This window comes from Lentilactobacillus sp. Marseille-Q4993, from assembly GCF_951230165.1.
Lineage (GTDB): Bacteria > Bacillota > Bacilli > Lactobacillales > Lactobacillaceae > Lentilactobacillus.
The window spans coordinates 38,210-58,508 of record NZ_CATNVB010000007.1 but is presented as its reverse complement, the minus strand read 5'-3'; the positions used below and the strand labels follow the sequence as shown (position 1 = coordinate 58,508).

At 41.4% G+C, this 20,299-nt stretch carries 17 protein-coding genes; 8 read left to right on the top strand and 9 right to left on the bottom strand.

Going from position 1 to position 20,299, the window contains the following annotated elements:
* Positions 1–59 precede the first annotated feature (59 nt).
* Positions 60–230 (bottom strand): hypothetical protein, encoded by a 171-nt coding sequence (locus QOW94_RS04390; RefSeq protein WP_283678978.1) that lies wholly within the window; start codon positions 228–230, stop codon positions 60–62.
* 353 nt (positions 231–583) lie between these two features.
* Between QOW94_RS04390 and QOW94_RS04385 the strand changes: the two genes are divergently transcribed.
* The 3 genes from QOW94_RS04385 (at position 584) to QOW94_RS04375 (ending at position 5,722) form a co-directional block, all read left to right on the top strand.
* Positions 584–2,284, top strand: coding sequence for a phosphoenolpyruvate carboxykinase (locus QOW94_RS04385; protein ID WP_283678976.1), 1,701 nt, complete (start codon positions 584–586; stop codon positions 2,282–2,284).
* Between the two features lie 623 nt (positions 2,285–2,907).
* Complete coding sequence (locus QOW94_RS04380) at positions 2,908–3,807, top strand: matrixin family metalloprotease (RefSeq protein WP_283678974.1); 900 nt, start codon at positions 2,908–2,910, stop codon at positions 3,805–3,807.
* A gap of 289 nt (positions 3,808–4,096) precedes the next feature.
* Positions 4,097–5,722, top strand: coding sequence for a DUF5776 domain-containing protein (locus QOW94_RS04375; protein ID WP_283678973.1), 1,626 nt, complete (start codon positions 4,097–4,099; stop codon positions 5,720–5,722).
* A 104-nt stretch (positions 5,723–5,826) separates the two neighbouring features.
* Here the strand turns inward: QOW94_RS04375 and QOW94_RS04370 are convergent, their stop codons facing one another.
* Positions 5,827–7,758 carry a M13 family metallopeptidase gene (locus QOW94_RS04370; RefSeq protein WP_283678972.1) on the bottom strand — a complete coding sequence of 644 codons (1,932 nt, stop codon included), beginning with the start codon at positions 7,756–7,758 and terminating at the stop codon, positions 5,827–5,829.
* A 158-nt stretch (positions 7,759–7,916) separates the two neighbouring features.
* Here QOW94_RS04370 and QOW94_RS04365 point away from each other — a divergent pair, with 158 nt between their 5' ends.
* The 4 genes from QOW94_RS04365 (at position 7,917) to QOW94_RS04350 (ending at position 10,948) form a co-directional block, all read left to right on the top strand.
* Complete coding sequence (locus tag QOW94_RS04365) at positions 7,917–8,408, top strand: acyl-CoA thioesterase (protein ID WP_283678971.1); 492 nt, start codon at positions 7,917–7,919, stop codon at positions 8,406–8,408.
* A gap of 68 nt (positions 8,409–8,476) precedes the next feature.
* Complete coding sequence (locus QOW94_RS04360; protein ID WP_283678969.1) at positions 8,477–8,917, top strand: universal stress protein; 441 nt, start codon at positions 8,477–8,479, stop codon at positions 8,915–8,917.
* Positions 8,918–9,059: 142 nt separating this feature from the next.
* Positions 9,060–10,160, top strand: coding sequence for a YibE/F family protein (locus QOW94_RS04355; RefSeq protein WP_283678968.1), 1,101 nt, complete (start codon positions 9,060–9,062; stop codon positions 10,158–10,160).
* Positions 10,160–10,948 (top strand): YibE/F family protein, encoded by a 789-nt coding sequence (locus tag QOW94_RS04350; protein WP_283678967.1) that lies wholly within the window; start codon positions 10,160–10,162, stop codon positions 10,946–10,948. Before QOW94_RS04355 ends, QOW94_RS04350 begins: the two co-directional genes overlap by 1 nt.
* 28 nt (positions 10,949–10,976) lie before the next feature.
* Here QOW94_RS04350 and QOW94_RS04345 read toward each other — a convergent pair whose 3' ends face one another.
* The 5 genes from QOW94_RS04345 to QOW94_RS04325 form a co-directional block, all read right to left on the bottom strand.
* On the bottom strand, positions 10,977–12,221 hold the full coding sequence (locus tag QOW94_RS04345) for a glutamate-5-semialdehyde dehydrogenase (protein WP_283678965.1): 1,245 nt from the start codon (positions 12,219–12,221) through the stop codon (positions 10,977–10,979).
* Positions 12,214–13,056 carry a glutamate 5-kinase gene (gene proB / locus QOW94_RS04340; protein ID WP_283679033.1) on the bottom strand — a complete coding sequence of 281 codons (843 nt, stop codon included), beginning with the start codon at positions 13,054–13,056 and terminating at the stop codon, positions 12,214–12,216. The genes QOW94_RS04345 and proB overlap by 8 nt, the downstream gene beginning before the upstream one ends.
* Positions 13,057–13,269: 213 nt before the next feature.
* The gene (locus QOW94_RS04335) at positions 13,270–14,289 is read right to left on the bottom strand and encodes a peptidoglycan recognition protein family protein (protein ID WP_283678963.1); all 1,020 of its coding nucleotides are present in this window, start codon (positions 14,287–14,289) and stop codon (positions 13,270–13,272) included.
* Between the two features lie 279 nt (positions 14,290–14,568).
* Positions 14,569–15,039 carry a Fur family transcriptional regulator gene (locus QOW94_RS04330; protein WP_502867237.1) on the bottom strand — a complete coding sequence of 157 codons (471 nt, stop codon included), beginning with the start codon at positions 15,037–15,039 and terminating at the stop codon, positions 14,569–14,571.
* A 78-nt stretch (positions 15,040–15,117) separates the two neighbouring features.
* Positions 15,118–15,639, bottom strand: a complete 522-nt coding sequence (locus QOW94_RS04325; protein WP_283678961.1) for a GNAT family N-acetyltransferase — start codon at positions 15,637–15,639, stop codon at positions 15,118–15,120.
* A gap of 89 nt (positions 15,640–15,728) precedes the next feature.
* Here QOW94_RS04325 and QOW94_RS04320 point away from each other — a divergent pair, with 89 nt between their 5' ends.
* Positions 15,729–16,772, top strand: coding sequence for a lactonase family protein (locus QOW94_RS04320; protein ID WP_283678960.1), 1,044 nt, complete (start codon positions 15,729–15,731; stop codon positions 16,770–16,772).
* A 175-nt stretch (positions 16,773–16,947) separates the two neighbouring features.
* On the opposite strand, the gene QOW94_RS04315 is transcribed toward QOW94_RS04320, so the two are convergent.
* Both QOW94_RS04315 and QOW94_RS04310 read right to left on the bottom strand, forming a co-directional pair.
* Positions 16,948–17,799, bottom strand: coding sequence for a fumarylacetoacetate hydrolase family protein (locus tag QOW94_RS04315; RefSeq protein ID WP_283678959.1), 852 nt, complete (start codon positions 17,797–17,799; stop codon positions 16,948–16,950).
* A 78-nt stretch (positions 17,800–17,877) separates the two neighbouring features.
* Positions 17,878–20,232, bottom strand: a complete 2,355-nt coding sequence (locus QOW94_RS04310; RefSeq protein WP_283678958.1) for a helicase C-terminal domain-containing protein — start codon at positions 20,230–20,232, stop codon at positions 17,878–17,880.
* Between the last annotated feature and the right edge of the window lie 67 nt (positions 20,233–20,299).

Below are 20,299 nucleotides of genomic sequence, written 5' to 3'. Positions count from 1 at the left end.
GTTATACTTCCTTATAAAGATTGTGTGCAATAAAAAAAGGTTAATCTATATTAACCAATTTAACTCATTTCGTCAATTATTCCCTTTTGCAAGGCTTCCAAAATCAACTTGACTTCCGTCATCTTGGAATCGACAAGGTACTGCATTGTTTGGTCATTTTTATCTTTTGCTTCATCAAGTTGTTCGTTTAGGAACTGAAGTTGATCATGCAAGTATTCAGTTAGCTTCATATTCTGTCACCTCACAAATCCCCATTTATTATATTATATCTCAATTGGTAGTAGTTTACATTAAACATTCATATTTAACGGAATAATCCGACTGGAGAAATTCTAGATAAATTAGTTTTCCGTTTTACTGACTTAATTCCGAAACTTGGTCTCTCTAGATAATAAAAAATTTTCACAAGTACTGAATCCTAGCTTGAAATCGCTACCTTCTCACAAACTACAACGTTCGGTAATAACTCAAAAACTAATTATTTATTCATTAAAATGGCAAGAAAATGAAAATTAACTTAAAATTTAAGCCAAAATAGTCTACAATGTTATTAATTCCAAATAACAATGAAGGAGATTATCTCATGGTACAAGAAAAGATCGATACCCCAGCGTTATACGTCAACACAGACAGAGGGGTTGCAGTTCTTGACTACAGCAACAAATTTGTCAAAAATGTTTTTCAGCTCGTTAACAGCAAAGAACTTGCCGACGTAGTTGATGTTTATCTCAGCGATGCTTCATATCACAAAAAGCCTTCTAAGTTCAACGATGTTTCAGTTGAAGAATACTTGGACACCATCAAAAAAATCGTTGTTGATGAACAAGACAAAATCAAGTACGACGCCAAGGATGTTTTGAACAGTATTGAGGATTTGTACTCTTTCTACCGTTCACTTCTACGGGTCGCAACCATCAACAAGCATCAAAACGACATTGTTGCTAATAATTTCATGGATATTGATAATCACTTCAACGAATTAGTTCTTGAACTCTACCGAGTGGTTGAAGAAAAACTTCAAGGACATGTTAACCACATTTATCGTCAGGTTAACGCCGGCACGAACGCTTGTATTTTAACGCAAAGTGTTAACTGGCCAGTTCCTGAAAAGTACAACAAGCTTAAGGATATTCGCTTTGTTGATACTTTGATGGTCCGCCCACCAATGATGGTTCACACAAAGAGTAACAAACGGGAAGGTGTCTTCTCAGAAACTAAACAAAACCCAATCGAAAACTTCACCGGTGATCGTGATAGCTGGTACTGTTACCCAGCTTGGGTTGGTGAAAGTTTGGCTTACATCTACTTCCACCGCGACTACTTCTCAAACGGTTTAGCTCTTGGAAACTTGTTTGAATTAGCTGACATCGAAGCTATTAAGGACAGAAAGCCTGACTTATTGTTGATGTTTGGTACTGCTGGTTCAGAATCAGATACTGACGATAACTGTCACTACTTCCACGATGACGAAAATGACATGTACGTTGGTCAAGTGCCATACAACGACAAGACTACCTACTTCGGTTACATGAAGAAGATGATGTTGACATTGCACAACTTGAGCATGATCAACAAGCACAAGTTGCCAATCCATGGTTCAATGGTTAAAATCACCTTCTCAAACGGTAAGACTAAGTCAGTTGTCTTCTTTGGTGATAGTGGTGCCGGGAAGTCTGAATCAATCGAAGCATTGCAAGAAATTGCTGACGATAAGATTCTTAACATTGAAACCATCTTTGATGATATGGGTAGTTTCACCCTTACCGGTGATGACCAAGCAATCTACGCTCAAGGAACTGAAACTGGTGCCTTCGTTCGTTTGGATGATTTGAGCTCAGAAGTTGCCTTCTCAAATATGGATCGTGGTATCTACATGAACCCAGAATTATCAAACGCTCGTTGTATTATTCCTGCAAACGAGTATCCAGAAATTATTAAGCACCACCACGTTGATATGTGGTTGTACGCTAATAACTACGATAAGGAAATCGGAGTTCACCAATTTGAGGACGAAGATTCAGCTAAGGCTGTGTTCGTTGCGGGTAAGCGGAAAGCACTTGGAACAACTGATGAAGTTGGAATGAGTACAACGTTCTTTGCTAACCCATTTGGCCCAGTTCAACGCCAAGCAGATACCCAAGTGATTATTGATGAAGTGTTCTCAGCATTGTTCAAGAAGGGAACATTTGTTGGAGAAATCTTTACTCACCTTGGTTATGATAAGAAGAAGTCAAGCTTGAATGAATCAGCTCGTCAGTTGTTGGATTTGTTGATGAATAGCTAGAGAGTGCGAACCCTTTCGGGAGTCGCCGAGTATTATAGGAATAACGGTAGTTACAAGTGGTTTGCTTGTAGCTGCCGTTATTTTTATAAACGGAAGCGACTGAAAGGGTGAGCACGTTTTAGATGTGTGGCAGGCGAGCTTCTGTAGGCGGAGGGAATTGAAACTCCGAGCACGTTTTGGCTGTGTGGCAGACGAGATAAACGGAAGCGACTGTAATAGTTTTAACGTAGCCATTCTTAGTAATACCTATGGAACGCCATGGACACAGCTTTGAGCTTTTAAAAACCAAAATCTCAAAGACTGGTCTTGTAGTAAGCCATAAATGGCTAACTACAACGACATGGCTGATAGGTATTACTTTTTAATGGCTACTCCATTAAAACTGAAAAATTATCTTTCAGTTATGTGACAACCAAGTTCAACATCGTGGCCATTTCTTAGCAATCTACAATTTCTATAGATTGCTGAATTATCAAAAAATAGCATTCCGAACTTCACTTGCTCTTTTTCCATAACATTCACATTTCTTTTATTTTATCTTCCTTACATTCCTGCACATTCCTTGAAAATCCACTAGATTGCTAGTACGATTACGGTATTCAGAAGACCAGGGGGAAAAATATATGTTAATTCATCGTCTTCACGTCAAATCAGCCATTCTCTTATCCGTTGCCGGGGTGCTTTCATTCGCACCACTCGCACCAGTTGTCGCTGACGCTGCTAGCGTTACCCCGACTAAGTCTATGCTGACAAAAAACAAAGCCTATTATAAAAAGCATGCCAAAACGCTGATCAAAAAATATAAGCTTGATAGATCATCAATGACTGCCATCTCAAAAAATGGAACCGCACGCGTTTACGTTAAAAATGGTAGTTCAGAACTTCGCTCCAGTCTAAAGATGGCGATTCAATATTGGAATCAAAAGTTAGGTAAGAACGTTCTTAAAATGGGAACTAAGAAGAACCACACGTTGACATTCTCTGTTTCAAAACAAAAAGCTACCGCATCTGATGAAAGTGATGCTTGGTGGGCACCTGATACAAAACAGATGCAGGTTCGGTATTCATTCTATGTAAACACACCAAGTGACGCAGCAACTCAAATTCTTCAGAATAGTATGAAGACTAAGATTACTGATGCTAACGCTAAGATTGCAACTTACCGCCAATCGTTGGATCCTAATGATCCTCAGATTGAGACTAAGGTTGCGGCTTACCGTAAACAAGTAATTGCTCAAGTTCAGTCTGATTTAACCGCTGAGAAGAATGATATTGCTGCCAATAAGTTGGGCTATAAGGCAAGAAAGTTTGAATACGCTAATACTTTGACCCATGAATTTGGTCATGCTCTTGGCTTAAACCATTCACCAAACAAAAATGATGCAATGTACTATGCTAGTGAAACACCAGCAATCTTTGATTACAGTAAACTAAAGGCCAGCACCAATGGATTTAACCCATTGACTAAGACGGACGTCTATCGAGCAAAATTAAGTTTGAAAATTTTCCAAGCGCTTAAATGACATAAGCATGACTACAGAAGCCAATTCATTAAATGAGTTGGCTTTTTTATAATGTGGTATTGTGAAAAAATATTTTTATGATGTAAATATTTTGTTACGGTGATTATAAATATTATAATGATGAGGTAATGAATTGTATTGGGGGGATGCTATACAATGTACAATGATTTGCTAGTTAGCATGCTTGGATTTTTTACATATGTCTTGCTAGCTTGATATTTATCAAAAAGGGGGATGAATATTAGTTATTTATATAAATGGTCAAAAAAATTAGATAGGGGACTTAAAAATGAAGATTAAAAAGCTAATAGTTCTTTTGGGTGTAATGCTTGGAACGCTATTTATTGGATTAAATGTGCATGCCGATGCACCGAAGGTTGGATCATGGGGATATGCATCATCTGCTGATGCACCTGAATTTGCAAATGGTGATACCATAAAATTACCAGATTCAGGAAGTGCTAATTTTCCTAACCAGTCGGACCCTCTTTTTGTTTGGGCAAAAGACTTTAAGGCTGGTAAAGGATATTATGTATCCAGTGATGATAGGAAGTATATTGATACTGCAAACTCTGATATTGATGTAACTGGAATGACCCAGAACTTGTTATCGTTCAACGATAGTCCGGATTTATCAAATGGTAAAATTATAACATTCTACTATGGGGTACCGAATCACCCAGAATCTGCTGACTTTCATGTGAATTTTCAATTTGGAAATCCAGTTTCCAAACCATCATTTCAATACGCTGCCCTCAAAACGAATCTTGAAGCAACAAATTTTGATGGTCAAACAGGCCTAGATGCAAATCACCCGATTGTTTTTTCAAATGATGAATATATCGGTGAATGGGGACAAACTAAAGTCATTGCTAATAATGCACCAAGTGGAAAGTTTGTTGCTGCTAAGGATAGCGAAGATAAAGTTAGGGTTGATTCAAATGGTTCGATTATTCCAATCGTTCCAAGTCAGAATCCTGCCAAAGGAACCGTTATCCATATTCAATACGTCAAAGATGGAACCAACGAAGTCGTACAAAACTTTTACTTCCAATATGGCGTTCCGGATAAGAATGTCACACTTAATAATCCTAACCAAGGTGTCTATGAATATGTTCACGGCCAACAGGGTGTTGATTTAACGAAGCTATTTGGAGTTAAAGATCCAACCGATGCCAAATATTACTACAAGGACAACAATGGCCATGAAGTTGAATTAACAAACGAAGGATTAAAGAATCTACCAATTTCAAGTACTCCATACACAATTACAATTAAAAAGGATGGATACAAACCAACCGATGTTAAACTATTGGTTTCAAGTAAGAGTACAACTGTTATTAATAACAATGGTAGTTCAACATCATCACAACCAAACACTTCAGGCAGTAACACGGTCACAACTAACTCTGGCCAAACAATAACAATTGCTAATAATATCGGGGTTAAGGGTGAGGCTGTTTACGCTATTAAGCCAATCTACTTGTACAAGAATGCATCATTCAAGAAATCTGAACGAATTGCATCTTATCCAAAACAAAAGAGAGTTAACCGCCCAATGTTTGTGGTAGTTGGATATGAACGGGTTAATGGTAAGCTTCGTTATCAAGTTAAGGATGTAAATCATTCAAAGAAGACGGCTGGTAAGACTGGATACATTACTGCAAGTACAAAGTATGTTCTTCCCGTTTATTACAGCTCACTTCCAAAATCAAAAACTGTTACGGTAATTTCTAAGCGTGGAGTATACTCATACACAAACAAGAATCTTACTGGCAAGAGTAAACACTACAAAAAGGGAACTCACCTTAAAGTTAAAGCAATTGTAAAGCATAATTTAACTACTCGTTATCAATTGAGTAATGGTAAATTTATCACTGCTAACAAGAAGCTTGTTATTCAAGGTAACTATTAATTTACCAAAGTCGTTGAGAAATCAACGACTTTTTTATATAAAAATGGTGCTACCAAATCAGTTTGTGATTTAGTGGCACCATTTGTTTTGTCAATTAATTGGGCTTACCAAATATTCACTCTCTTCTCCTCCGGCAAGAACATTCCATCGCCTTCCTTTACCCCAAACGTTGAGTAAAAGTCAGCTAAGTTCTTAACCTGCACGTTTGCTCTCAGTTCGTGAGGTGCGTGGACGTCAATGTTAAGGAGTAACTGTTCGTATTCGGTGGTTGCTTTCATTCGCCAGATCCGACTCCAGTTGATGAAGAATGCCTTGAGATCAACGTCATCTTCTCGTTTGGCAGCTTCGTTGGCACAGCTTAAACCGCCACCATCAGCAATGTTTTCTGAAACGGTCAGCTTACCATTAACTTTCTGCCCAGCAAATGGGAGACCATCGAATTCGGCAATCATATCATCAGCTAGTTTGGTGAAGTGCTCATGATCTTCATCAGTCCACCAGTTATTTAAGTTACCATGTTCATCAAATAGGGAACCATTGTTATCAAACGCATGTGAGATTTCGTGGGCAATAACTGCTCCGATACCACCAAAGTTTTCGCTAGATGATTGGTCCAAACTATAGAACGGTGCCTGAAGAATTGCGGCTGGGAACACGATTTGGTTCTTTGAAGGATCGTAGTATGCGTTAACTGTATTGGCACTCATGTACCAGCGACTACGGTCAACTGGTTTGCCAAGCTCGGAGAAGTGGAATTCACGGGCAACTCGGCCAAATTGGTCTGAATTGCTAAATACTGTTCCACCTTCGCTTTGATCAGTAACCTTGAACTTGTACTCGATTTCAGCGATTTTTTCAGGATAACCAACGTGTAACTCAAGGGTATTCAGTTTGACTACCGCCTTTTCACGAGTGGCCTTACTTAACCAGTCATTATTTTCGAGGCGACCTTTGTAGACGTCAATCATACTCTTAACCATATTTTCAACGTCGTGCTTAGCTTTCTCGCCAAAATATTTCTTGCCGTAGTAATCACCAACGGTTTGACCGAAAGTTCCGGATGCAAGGTAAAATGCAGACTTCTTTTGTGGGGTTGCAGTTTTTCTTCCTGATAAAACCCGGCCATAGGTTGACGCTGTCTGCCGGAATTCTTCAGATAGTAATGGCGCAGCTGAGTACACGAAATTAGCCAAAATCCAGTTCTTAAGGTCGTGGAAACTATCTTCAGTGACAATTTCATTGAACTTCTCGAAGAACTTAGGTTGACCAACAATAACCTGATCGGGTAAGAATCCAAACAAGTCCTTTGTGTAACCAGTCAAGTCGATGAGGTTACTTGAACTTGCAAACTCGGTGAACTTTTGAGGATTATACATCTTACTGTAATCAGCTAATTCTTCTGATGACTTAACGTTCGGTGCCAGCAAGGCATCGAACTTCTTTGCTGACTCAACGATTTCGTTAGCGTCACTTTCTGAGTAATCAGCCAAGACTAATAATTCGGCCATTGTTTTTGTCAAAATTGGCATTAATTGGTCGTAGGCAGGATTATTGTTTTCATAGTACGTTCTATCAGGCAGGAATAGGGATGGTGCGTCTGCCGTTAGCGCATTGATCTTGGTGTTTTTCATGTCGGGCTCAACCGAGTAGTTGAATGGAAGCGGCATTCCTTCCAGTGTCCAATCTTTCAAGTTGGCGTTTAGGTCGTCAAAACTCGAGAGCTTTTCGATTTGGTCAAGATAAGGCTTGATTGGAGCAGCCCCATCTGCATCGCGCTTATCAAAGTTTTGGGTCATCTTATAAAACTTCAAGAATTCAGTAAATGGCTCGTTGAATTTTTGGTCAGGGTCGGCTAAAAACTTGTCAAAGTCACCCATTAGCTGCTTTTCAACGTTATCGTGAAGGTCCATAAAACCACCTGTAGATGAATGATCATCAGGGATAACGGCGGTCTTTTGCCACGCTCCGTTAACTGCTTGGTATAAGTCGTCCTTGATGAGTGATTCATTGACAACGTCTTGTTGTTCGTTTGCCATAAAAGTAAATCCTCCTTGTGATAGTTGATAAAAGTAAGTATAGTTCATGGCAAACTGATTTTAAAGGTTAAAATTTGATGAGTAAATTCTTTTGGTTCACTTAATAATGGCAAAAGGGTATTATTAAGGTATTAAAATGGGTAAAGGAGTTAGACCAGATGAAGTGTTCTGAAACGAGAAGTATTCATGAAAGTTACATATTTCCCGCGGATTTGAATAACAATAGCATCCAGTTTGGCGGGAGGACCCTAGAAATTCTTGATGCAACGGCGGGGTTATCGATTATCAAATTTGTACCGGGACTTAAGTTCGTCACGGCATCATACGATCACGTTCACTTTTTCTCACCGATTAGGACGGATGATATCGTTGAATGTGTTTGCTACGTGACGGGAGTTAGGAAGCGAGCAATTGAAGTCTTTTGCAAGTTTGTGGCGATGGATAAAATGACTAAGGAAAAACGCGTTTGTTTTTTGTGCTTCACTACGTTGATGGTTACGGAGGAATTACCCGAAACGGGGTTGCCTAGTATTGAACCAGAAAGCGATGAGGAGAAGTACCTGGTTGCCACTTTTCCTGAGCGAAGTGAACGACGGCGGTCAGAATTGCAAGAAAGTAAGGATGTTCTGGCTAATTTATCGCTGGACTGATTTCTTAGTGGTTCAATATGAAAATGGTAGAATTTAATTAAAAAGTTGGGTGTCTGGAGGGATAGATTATGTACGAAAATATTTTAGTTCCAGTTGATGGTAGTGATAATTCAAAGTTGGCGGTGAAGGAAGCTCTTAAGCTAGCCAAGATGTTCAAAGCTAAATTGCAAATTGTTTCAGTCGCAACTGACCAACGCTACGTTCAGTATGGCGTCACTTTAGGTCAGGATGTGATGGAATCATTCCAAAAGCGAGCAGCTGATATTTTAGCTGAAGCCAAAAAGATGGCCGATGATGCTGGAGTCGAAGCGGAAACGCACTTTGTGATTGGTATTCCTAAGATTCAAATTTCGGAAAAATTACCGGAAAAGTATGATATCTCTCTGACGGTAATTGGTAAATCAGGGGTCAATGGGTTATCTCGAGCATTCCTGGGATCTACTACAGAGTATGTTGTTCGGCATTCAAAAAACAATGTGCTGGTGGTGGATGAGAATACCAATAAGTAAAAGCTGATTAACGAAGCGGCAGCCCCATAAATGGGGCGCTGCTTTTTTTAATAGGCTGAATTAGTTTTATAATATCCTAATAAATAGCCCTTGCCCCATGGTGTAAAATAGTAATGATTACACTAAACGAAAAGAGATTCTGATGAAAAAACAGCTAACCTCCAAAATGACCTGGCTTCAGGTCGGCCTAGCAATCCTTTCCTGCCTCGTTGCCGTCCTAGTTACCAGTCATAACGACCAGTTTTACGATAATCCGATTTATAAAGTAACTGCGGTGACGAATGGCAAACCTAATAAGGTTACTGATGAGTTTGAAAACGAAGATCACCAAACTGAGCAGAAACTCCAAGGATACATAACTAACGGTAAGCATAAGAACCAACGGCTTTCGATTGATAATACCTATTCGGATTCTAATGCGATGGACCATAAGCTAAAAGTTGGGGATAAGGTGTTTATAACTTTTCATAATAAGCATAGTGCAACGGTTAAGGACTTGAAACGGGACGTCCCGGTTGTTTTCTTGATTGCACTCGCGATTAGTCTGTTGTGTGTGCTACTTAAGTTCCAAGGATTAACTGTTGTTGGTAGCATTATCGTCAATACGGTATTGTTTTTCTGCGCGATTAAAATAAACAATGATCATAATGGCGCCCACGTTATTTTGAACTTCGCCGTCCTGTCGCTGATTTTTTGTGTTATCACACTATGGATGGTTATGGGGTGGAATAAAAAAATGCTGGTTGCCCTTACCTCTGTGGTAGGTTCAACGGTGGGAACGATTTTGATAATGCTGGTTGCGTTCATGATTACCCATGAAAAGGGAGTTTATTATGAATCGATGCAGTACGTCACTCAATTACCAAAACCGCTCTTTGTGGCGGAAGTTTTGGTTGGTGTGTTGGGGGCGGTTATGGATGAAGCTACGGATATTGTGGCGTCCCTTGCGACGTTAAAGAAAGAAAAACCGGAGATTTCAGCTCGCCAGGTTTTTGATTCGGGGCGCCAAATTGGAAAATCAATTATGGGACCATTGATCAACGTGCTATTCTTTGTTTTCATGGCTGAAACTCTGCCAATGACGTTGCTATACTTAAAAAACGGGAACTCATGGGGCTATTCATTTTCAATGAATATGTCACTTGGAGTGCTCAGTAGTCTGGTGAGTGCGATAGGTATTGTGCTGACAGTTGTCTTATCAAGTTTCTTCGCAAGCATTTGGATCAAAGGAGATGAGAGCTAATGGGAACGATAACTTTACTTGGAATTGTTCTACTGGTGCTGATGTTGGTTGTCGGTGGCCATCAGGGAATCAGCGGGTTCCTCAGTATGCTGGTAAATTTTGGCATCGTCTTCTTCACAATTGTTTTGATTGCCTTTCATTTTCCACCAATTACGGTAACTCTCATTGCCAGTGCGGTAGTGCTAGCAATCACGATATTTTGGAGTGATGCGACGGATAATGCTTCAACGACGGCGTTCTTTGCTTCAATTATTATCTTGATAATTTTGGTCGCACTGATTATTCCGGTTGAAAACTGGGCCAAGGTTGGTGGCTTTGGACTTGAGGATAGTGAGGAGTTAGAGGGCTTATCGGTTTTAGTGGGAATTAATTTTACGAAGATTGCGATTTGTACCGCTATCTTGTCAGCCCTTGGGGCGATTGCTGAGGCAGCCATTGCGATTGCTTCTGGGTTGGATGAAATCACGTCTGTGCATAGTGAAATCACCGCCGCTCAACTGATGGTAGACGGAGTTGAAATTGGTAAACAAATTATCGGAACCGCGGTCAACACACTGTTCTTTGGATTCTTTGGTAATGCTTTAGCCCTGTTTATTTGGTTAACTAATCTACATTTTAGTATAGGTGGAATGCTGAACGACAAAGTGTTTGTGAACGAGTTGATTGCGATTATCTTTTCGCTGATTGGGGTTGTTCTGACAATTCCGGTCACTACTTTGATTATGAGTGTGAGAAGGGGTAGGGTACTGGCTAAGAAGAACTTGGAAAATAATAAGGAAATAAAATAAAGGTCGCCCAATATGGACGACCTTTATTTTATTGTCTTACCTGTCCCGTTCCCGAAATCACATACTTAGAACTAGTCAATTCTGCTAATCCCATTGGTCCCCGGGCGTGAAGCTTTTGAGTGCTAATGCCAATTTCGGCACCAAATCCAAATTCAAACCCATCGGTAAACCTAGTAGATGCGTTTACGTAAACACAGGCGGAATCGATTTGTTGCTGGAACTTCCTAGCATTGGTGTAGTTGTCGGTAATGATGGCCTCTGAGTGGCCGGTGGAATACTGATTGATGTGAGCGATTGCTTCATCAACGTTGTCGACGATTTTAACTGCCATGATCAAGTCATTGTATTCAGTTGACCAATCTTCGTCAGTGGCTGGTTTGATCGTCGAAACGATTTGGCGAGCCTTGTCATCTCCCCGAAGTTCTACGCCGTTATCTTCAAGTGCCTCGGCAATTTGAGGTAGCAACTTGTCGGCCACCTTTGCGTTTACCAGGAGCTTTTCGGCAGCGTTACAAACGCTTGGGCGTTGAACCTTCGCATTTACCGTAATATCAACTGCCATTTTTGCTTGAGCTGATTCATCAACGTAAATGTGACAGTTTCCGGCTCCAGTTTCGATTACCGGTACGGTTGAATTTTTTAAAACCGCGTTGATCAATCCAGCCCCACCCCGAGGAATGAGAACATCCACGTATTGGTTGAGGTGCATTAGTTGGTCGGCTGTTTCGTGACTAGTATCGTGAAGAATTTGAATGATATTCTCGTTGATTCCCTGAGCTTTTAAAACGTCACGAAGGACTTGGACGAGGGCGAGGTTGGTATTGAGGGCCTCTTTACCACCTCGGAGAATCACTGCATTACCACTTTTAAAGGTTAGGGCAGCGGCATCAACGCTCACGTTTGGCCGGGCTTCGAAAATCATTGCAATAACCCCGATTGGCACGCGTTGCTTTTCGATAATCAACCCAGCATCGTTTTTGAACCCAGTGTCGATGTTTCCGATTGGGTCCGTTAAAGCCGCAACCTGTTTCAAACCAGTTGCCATATCCTCAATTCGTTTTGCCGTCAATTTAAGCCGGTCTACGAACTTTTGGGGCATTGATGATGAATTAGCCATGTCCTTATCGTTGGCAGCTAGAATCGCCTCTTGGTTAGCTGTCAATGCGTCTGCAAATGCTAGTAACACCTCGTTTTTCTTAGCGGTTCCTAGCTGGCTGATTTCAAATGAAGCTGTCTTGGCATTTTGGCCAATTGTTAGTAATTCCTCATTCATCGCTATTCGCTCCCTTCAGGATTTGTTCGGGTTGGTTGGTAAACCAGGTCCCAACGTTCTTACCATTTAAAATATCAAAAATAATTTTAGGATCCTTACCACTGGCCAGAACCATTTGGCGGTTCTCATCAATCATTCGTTTGGCAGCAGCAAGCTTGGTTTGCATTCCGCCAGTTCCAAACCGACTGCCGGCCCCGCCGGCAGCAGCGAAAGTACTACCGGTGACTTCCGATACGGTTGATAGGAGTTTTGCATCCTCGTCATGCTTGGGGTTACCATCGTAGAATCCCTGAACATCGGAGAGGACAATCAGTAAATCAGCGTTGATGTGGCTGGCAACGATGGCGGAAAGTTGGTCGTTATCACCGAATGTTGTGTGGTGATCCAACTCATCGGTTGCCACGGTGTCGTTTTCGTTGACGATGGGGATGATTCCATCTTGGAGTAAACATTCAAATGTGCTCATAACTGATTCATTGCTGACGGGGTAGTCAAAAACGTCATGAGTTAGTAGAACCTGAGCAATATCCGTTAGGTAGTGATTAAATCGCTGGGTAAACAAGGTCATTAACTCAGATTGACCGACGGCGGCTAATGCTTGTTGGGCACCAATTTCTTCCGGCCGTTGCTTTAGATGAAGTTTGTTGAGCCCGACACCAATCGCACCTGATGACACAAGTACTAGCTCTTTTCCCTGCTTGTTAAGCGCACTTAAGACAAAAGCTAGTTGGTCAAATGTTTTTAAGTTTACCTCGCCAGTCGGCATAATTAGGCTACTTGTGCCTACCTTGACGACGATTCTCTTTGCTTTGATTACCCGATTGTTAACCATCATTTCACCCATTTTCTAAAAAAGCTCTGCCTTGAATTGAGACACTCAGAAGGGCGGTACCATCCTCATTCAAAGCAGAGCTTCACACTTTTTCGTATTTAAATTTTAGTTTTTCAAACCAGAAGATAGGATTCGTTATCTCCGAAAACTTTTCAGCTACCGTTTTCTCTCTGTGGGAAACTACTTGGTCTTCTAGTATGCATAATACTACTTAAACTACTGGCTGATGTCAACTGAAGTGACGGAGCTATCGTCGTTACTTTCGTCTGGGTTGGCAATGTTATCAAGTGCCTTGCCGTATACCCAGTACTTCTTGGCTGAATCAGAATTAGAGAACTTGATTCGGTACCACGAAGTCTTTGCACCAGATTTGGTACCAACGTTGTCGATATAGACTTTTTTACCAACACTTGGCTTCACTGACGACCAACTGTACTTAGTAACGTTAGCCCGTGAATTCTTAACGTGATTGTATAGACGGTATGATGTGTACTTGCTACCGAGTTCAGCAGTTTGGTCAGCTGACTTGTAAGTTACTTTGTCGTAGCTAACGTGTTTTTCAGTGTAAAGATTATTGTAAGTAGTTTTAACTAATTTGTAGAAATCAGCGAAGGTGTATGACTTACCGAACCATTTTTTCCCTGATTGTGAGTAGTATGCTTTGGGATCAGTATGGTTAGTTCCACCGAGAAACTTAGAAACGGCTCCGTGTGACCAAACCGTTCCCTTACCATCGTATGCAGCGTCATTAGGTTTCAAGCCATACTTGTGAAGAGCTGATGCGGTATAGTAAGCCGCATTTGCAACTTCATGGGCAAACGCTGATTTACTGTGAACTCGAACTTGTTCAAACTGGATAAACCGTTGGTTGGCAACGGGACCAGCTCCCCATGAAAGGTACTTGGTATTTGCGATGTTAACTATCCGACTCGCATCGATAAAGGTATGAACGAATGCGTTGTTATAATTCTTTTTCATGTATGCAATTTCGTTATACAAAGTTGAACTTGGGTTGGCAGTTTCATGGACGACCACACCCTCTGGCTTGCCATGACGGTACTTATTCTTTGGAAAGCCACCCCAGATTGAATGAGTGGTTTTAGCGTGACCGATATTTTTGTTGGCGATGTAACTGTTAACTGACTCTGCGTGGGCAGCTTGACTAGTTGAGAAGGTAAAAATCCCCGCTGTCGCAAATGAAAAGGTTGCTAGAATTTTAATAAAGCTTTTCTTCAAAATGAATGCTCCTTACCCGAATTGATTTAGATTTGTTGGTTTTTATTATTAATTGATGTAATTGTTGTGTGTCATTTACTATGAACACTATAAAAGATTAATGGTTTTGGTTCAAGAAAAACGAAAACCCGAAAATGGTCGCAAACGTTGCCATAACGGGTTTATCAGCGCTTATTGTCATTACTGTTAAGAGTTATTGACAATTAATGCTAAAGTATCAAAAAGCGAAATATTCGCCTTACTTTTGTAATATTTTAAGGTTGAGTCGGGTAAAAATTATTATTTTGATTTGGTAGATACTGATTTACCAAGCTTTAGCTGGCACTCAGGACAAAGACCGGTAAACTCTAGCTGGGTACCAGAAATTAGGTATCCTGATTTCTCCACAGCTTCCTTACGAAGAACCTTCATCATCTCAGCGTAGTCAGTTGAAAAAATGTCGGTGATTTTACCGCAGTTTTCACAGATTGCGTGGAAGTGAGGAACCCCAAAGAAATCGTAGCGAATGCCACCGTCATTATTTGGTAGCTCAATGACAAGGTTCTTATCGACGAGTAACTTTAAGGTGTTGTAAATGGTTGCCACACTAAGGTTAGGGAGTTTATGCTCAATTCCCTCTTTGATCATTTCAACGGTTGGGTGAGTATCAACTTGGATTAGGTAATCTAGGATTACTTCTCGCTGTGGGGTGATACGAACACCTTGATGTCTAAGGCTCTTTAGCGACATTGAAAGGGCTTCTTCTGCCAAGTTAATTCCTCCTTAAATAAAGAAACATAATCATTACTTTATAATCATTCTAATATGGAACGGCCAAATATTCAATTTTTATTCTTCGTAATCTGAAGTTACATCAGCTAAATTAAGTTGGTACGTGTCGGCACTAGTCTGGTTAAACTTGAGTTCGTTCAAAACGGTTGGGATAATTGCGTCTTTTTGATGAAGGCTGATCTCAATTGTTTCCGTATCAAAGTGGTCGATAACGAATTTGATTGCCCGTTTCAATACTTCATAAACTAAAACGTCGCTCTCGTCATGCCGGAGAACAAACGATATTTTGGCGGTTTTGGTTTCTGATTTAAGATTATAAATTTTGATGATCCCAACAAACTCGTTAGTATCCTTGTCGGTAATCCCCCAGGTCAGTTCTTCTTCACTCATTACCGCCTGCATTGTGTGATTGACGTTCCGAACGGTGTCGAGAATTTCGGTGGGCTTTGCAAGGGTCAAACTAGTTTCAATGTGCTCATTTTGATAAAGCGCAAAAATTTCTTTTACCGGCGTCTGGGTGAGCCAATCAAGCTGGTAGTGGGGGGTTAAGACTGGGTGGTACTTTTCAAATGTTGACATATTATTTCCTTCATTCTGGTTGAGTATTTTTATATTTCGGAGCCTGTGGCATAATGAAAGGGTTAACAAATTAAGGAGGTTCTAGGTTTATGCAAGAAAAATTTTATATCGGTACATACACCCACCATACAAGTAAGGGTGTCTATGAATTAACGTTAGATACAACTAAAAAAGAAATGACTAACGTTGAGTTGGCTGGTGAAGCCGGTAACCCAACTTACGTAGCTTTGTCAGATGCTGGCAAACTATACGCGGTTGATAAGGATCAAGAGCAAGGTAAAGGTGGCGTTCGTTTCTTCGATGTCACTGAAGGTTCGAAGCCATTTGCTCCAGTTCAAACATTAGTTGATCAAGACACCAACCCAGCTTACGTTGCGGTTGATGAAGCCCGTCAACTATTGTACACTGCCAATTATCATACCGCAGAAGTTAGTGCCTATTCAATCCATAAGGACGGAACGGTTGAGCTAGCCGACCGGGTAACTCACAGTGGCCAAGTTGGTCCCAAGGAAGAGCAAGCCGATGGCCCTCATCCCCACTTCTCAAACCTAACTCCCGATAACCGGTTAGTGGTTTGTGATCTTGGTTTGGATAAGGTATTCGTTTACGATGTATCCGCTCAAGGCAAACTGGCTAAAGTTAGTGAAATTACTCTTGGACCTGGCTTTGGACCTAGACATATCGTCTTCACAAGTAAGGGTGATACCGCGTACTTGGTTGGTGAATTATCAAGTAAGGTTGCCGTTTTGAAATATGACCAGAATAAGGGCAGTTTCGAATTAGGTCAAGTCATTTCGACAATTCCCGCTGACTGGACGGCTCATAATGGGTCTGCAGCCATCAGATTATCCGCTGATGACAAGTTCCTATACGTGTCGAACCGGGGTAACAACTCACTAGCAGTGTTTGAAGCTAAGTCAGCTGACAAACTAGAGTTGGTGCAGCGAATTTCAACGGAAGGTGACTTCCCAAGGGACTTCAACTTCAGTGCTGATCAAAGTCTGGTTGTTTGCTTGAACCAGAATACTAATAATGCATCATTGTACGAACGCGATGGCAAAACTGGTAAGTTAACCCTTGTCCAGAAGGACTTTGAGGTGCCAGAAGGGGTTTGTGTATTGCCTGAAAATTAATAGATTTTACTCAACAAAATAAGAGATTGGAACATAACTAGGTAAATCGAAAAAAAATAGCGATAAATTTCATTTTCTTGAAATTTATCGTTACTTTTTTGCTTTCATCCAAATCCTTGCTACACGCAGTAACCAGTTAAGAATTGACTATCATTCTCGTCAATCAGCCTGACAACTAATCAACCTTTGTCACGATCGTTCCCAATCCATCGATTGAACTCTCGACTAAGTCACCAGACTTCAAGAATACCTTTGGCTCTCGACCAACTCCCGTTCCACTCGGGGTTCCGGTCAAAATAATATCGCCAGGATAAAGTTCGATAATCGATGAAATATACGAAATCAACGTTGGAACATCAAAAATCATTTTGTCGATCGTTGCATCCTGCATGACGTCACCGTTTACCTTCGTCACCACGTGCTTGGATTCGATATCACCACTTTCAGCTACCGTCGAAATGTATGGACCGACTGGGGTGAAATTCTTAAATGATTTTCCGAGCGTAAATTGAGTGCTAGGACCATCGATTGATTGAATCGTTCTATCTGACAAGTCTTGGCCAATCATGTAGCCGGCAATTGCGTCCTCAGCATCCTCCCGACTGATGTTGCGACCCCCGTTACCAATTACGATTACCAGCTCAGATTCCCAATCAACTGTATCTCCACTGAGGCGAATTGAGTTGTTTGGTCCTGCAAGCGAACTAACAAATTTGTTAAAAACGTTTGGCTTTTCTGGTAGTTTGATATCCATTTCCTTCATGTGATCAGCGTAATTAAAGCCAACCGCTGGAATTTGGCGTGGATGTGAAACTGGTGCTTCTAATTTTGATGGATCTAGTAGCTCAGCACTGTCACTATTTAGTACGTCCTGGTCTGATAAGTTCAGCAAGAACGTTGCCTGAAAGTTATTCCAATCGGCAAGAATATCATCAACGCTTGTGTATGAAGTGATGGCGGTCCCCCAAAGCTGATCGCCTTTCGCAGTTACAAGTGTTGGCTTGCCATCGTACATCGCAATTTTCATAAAATCCCTCCATTGACCCATGCGGGTATCACAAATAATTATACACCCGAATTCACAAGTTAAAGAAAATCGAGTCGGCTAAACTTTGTGCCAGAACTCTTTGATTTGGCGTTTTAGTTGCTCGGGGGATGAAGCAATCTTAACGTTTTCCCATTGTTGTGGAAATATTGACCGGTACCTAGTTTGGTTAAACCGTTGGTCCATCAAGACGATTACGCCAGTGTCGGTCTTAGTTCTTATCAGACGACCGGCTGCTTGGGTCACGTTGTTAAAGCCCGGAAGCTGGTAGGCGTACATAAAACCGCGGTGATTGTCTTCGTCGTAATAGTCTTTGACTAGGTCAGATTCTTCGTTGATCATTGGCAGGCCAACGCCGACGATACCAACGCCAATTAGCTGCTCGTGCTTGAGGTCGATACCCTCAGAAAAGATTCCGCCCAGAACTGCAAACCCAACAACGGTAACAGCCGATGAATCCCGAAACTCATCAAGAAACTCCTTTCTTGCGGTTTGATCCATTTCACTAGTTTGGAAAATGACATGGATGTCGGGGTGATTTGAAACAAACCGTTCTCTCACCGTCTCCATGAACTTCATTGACGGGAAGAAGATTAAGTAATGCCCAGCTTTTTGACTGACTAAAGTCATTATTGATTCACAAATTGGGTTGATGTTGGCGGCTCTGTCCCGGTAAGTCGTCCGAATGTTATTTTGAATGATGATTTCAAAATTATCCTTGGCAAACGCGGAGTTAGCTTGATAGTGAATACTCTCTGGGTCGTTGCCTAATACTCGTTCGTAGTAGTCGATGGGACTCATCGTGGCCGAAAATAAAATTGTGGCGCGACCAAGATTCATCGTTGACCTCAGAAAATTAGCGGGATCGATACAAAACTGGCGGAAGATAATCTCGTCATCGTTAATGATGATCCTTGTCCGGTAGGTATCATCATAGTAGAGGTTGATCAACGCATAGCTACGACACTCGAGATAGTAGTTAACGACTTCGTCAACGGTATCGCTTGGTTGCTGTTTGGCAAGCCAGTGGTGGATGGCATCGTTCAGTTTGGCAACCGCTTTGTTAAAGTTGGTAACTTCTTCCTCCTGAGAAAAGCTGGCTAAACCATCGTCGCGAACGGGCTTACTATAGCGATTGAACGCCCGCTTAAGTGAACGCAGTTTAGTGATGACCGGTTTATTGGCTTCCTTTTTCTTTGAGAGCAGTTTGATCAAGTTAGCAATTGGGCTGGAACTGAGGGATGCTGAATACATTTCTTTAGCCCTAGAGACCAAGTTGTGAGCCTCATCGATCAAGAAACAATTGTCCTTGTCCGGAACCGAAAAGAAGCGTTGCAGGTGGACTTTTGGGTCAAACAAATAATTGTAATCACCAATGATAACATCACAAAATAGGCTGACATCGAGTGAAAATTCGAACGGGTCAACCATGTGCTTTTGAGCGTATTCTTGGATTATGGGTTTAGTCATCTGGTCCTCATGATTGAGAATATCCAGAATGGCGGGCTTGATTCGGTCATAGTATCCCAAAAAGTAGGGGTTTTGGTCTGGCGGCAGATCTTTTTCCTTTGGAAAGGAGATTTGGTCCTTGGCAGTCAAAGTGATGCTTTTAAGCGTCAGCCCCTTATCAGCCATTAGCGAAATTGCCTCTTCACAGACCCGTCTGGTACTTTGCTTGGCGGTAAGGTAGAATACGCGGCGAATCAGCTGCTCTCCCATTGCTTTGATGGTGGGAAACAGGGTGGAGATGGTTTTCCCCGTTCCTGTGGGAGCTTCCAAAAAGAGTTTCTTTTCGGTCATGATGGTCTTGTAGACGACCTTTGAAATCTCATACTGACCGTTGCGGTATTCGTCAAATGGAAACGGAACGGCGTGGGCGGACGTTATTCTCGCCTCGTCTAGTTCATGTCGCAGTTTAAGCCATTGCTTGTATTCGTCGATTAGGGAGTTAAAGAAGGTCTCGGATTCAGCCTTCGAGTACGTAATTTTAGTACCGGTGATTTTTTCATCTGGGGTTTGAACGTAGGTCAGCTGCAGGTCAACCGAATCCAAACTCTCATCGTGCATTAAAATGTAGCCGTAAACCTTGGCTTGAGCCCAGTACAGGTCGAGAGTCGATTGAGGTAGGTCCTCAAACTTGATATCGGAAGTTTTGATTTCTTCGATTAATCGATTATCGTCAACAGTATCGATTCCATCTGCCCGGCCAGAAACGACGTAGGTGGTATCGAGATAGTCGAACTCCGTTTTTAATGGGACTTCAGCCGAGTATGAGTCTGGTCTGCTTTTTTGAATTTTACGGTGGATTCGGCTTCCTTCCTGCATTGAATTATCGCTTAGTGAAACCGGAACGAGGTCGCCTCGCCGGAGGATGAATTCAACTAAGGACCGAATACCAATCTGAATTGATGTCATTTCGTGCTCCCCAAAATATGCTAATTTCTATTATACTGATAGATAGGAATTATTGTTGGAGAATTGG

Bases quoted from the DNA above. Each gene is read 5' to 3' on its own strand.
- QOW94_RS04350 (WP_283678967.1), top strand. From the start codon at position 10,160: ATGGGAACGATAACTTTACTTGGAATTGTTCTACTGGTGCTGATGTTG.
- QOW94_RS04360 (WP_283678969.1), top strand. From the start codon at position 8,477: ATGTACGAAAATATTTTAGTTCCAGTTGATGGTAGTGATAATTCAAAG.
- QOW94_RS04355 (WP_283678968.1), top strand. From the start codon at position 9,060: ATGAAAAAACAGCTAACCTCCAAAATGACCTGGCTTCAGGTCGGCCTA.
- QOW94_RS04365 (WP_283678971.1), top strand. From the start codon at position 7,917: ATGAAGTGTTCTGAAACGAGAAGTATTCATGAAAGTTACATATTTCCC.
- QOW94_RS04315 (WP_283678959.1), bottom strand. From the start codon at position 17,799: ATGAAAATTGCGATGTACGATGGCAAGCCAACACTTGTAACTGCGAAA.
- QOW94_RS04390 (WP_283678978.1), bottom strand. From the start codon at position 230: ATGAAGCTAACTGAATACTTGCATGATCAACTTCAGTTCCTAAACGAA.
- QOW94_RS04310 (WP_283678958.1), bottom strand. From the start codon at position 20,232: ATGACATCAATTCAGATTGGTATTCGGTCCTTAGTTGAATTCATCCTC.
- QOW94_RS04385 (WP_283678976.1), top strand. From the start codon at position 584: ATGGTACAAGAAAAGATCGATACCCCAGCGTTATACGTCAACACAGAC.
- QOW94_RS04375 (WP_283678973.1), top strand. From the start codon at position 4,097: ATGAAGATTAAAAAGCTAATAGTTCTTTTGGGTGTAATGCTTGGAACG.
- QOW94_RS04345 (WP_283678965.1), bottom strand. From the start codon at position 12,221: ATGAATGAGGAATTACTAACAATTGGCCAAAATGCCAAGACAGCTTCA.
- QOW94_RS04325 (WP_283678961.1), bottom strand. From the start codon at position 15,639: ATGTCAACATTTGAAAAGTACCACCCAGTCTTAACCCCCCACTACCAG.
- QOW94_RS04370 (WP_283678972.1), bottom strand. From the start codon at position 7,758: ATGGCAAACGAACAACAAGACGTTGTCAATGAATCACTCATCAAGGAC.
- proB (WP_283679033.1), bottom strand. From the start codon at position 13,056: ATGATGGTTAACAATCGGGTAATCAAAGCAAAGAGAATCGTCGTCAAG.
- QOW94_RS04320 (WP_283678960.1), top strand. From the start codon at position 15,729: ATGCAAGAAAAATTTTATATCGGTACATACACCCACCATACAAGTAAG.
- QOW94_RS04380 (WP_283678974.1), top strand. From the start codon at position 2,908: ATGTTAATTCATCGTCTTCACGTCAAATCAGCCATTCTCTTATCCGTT.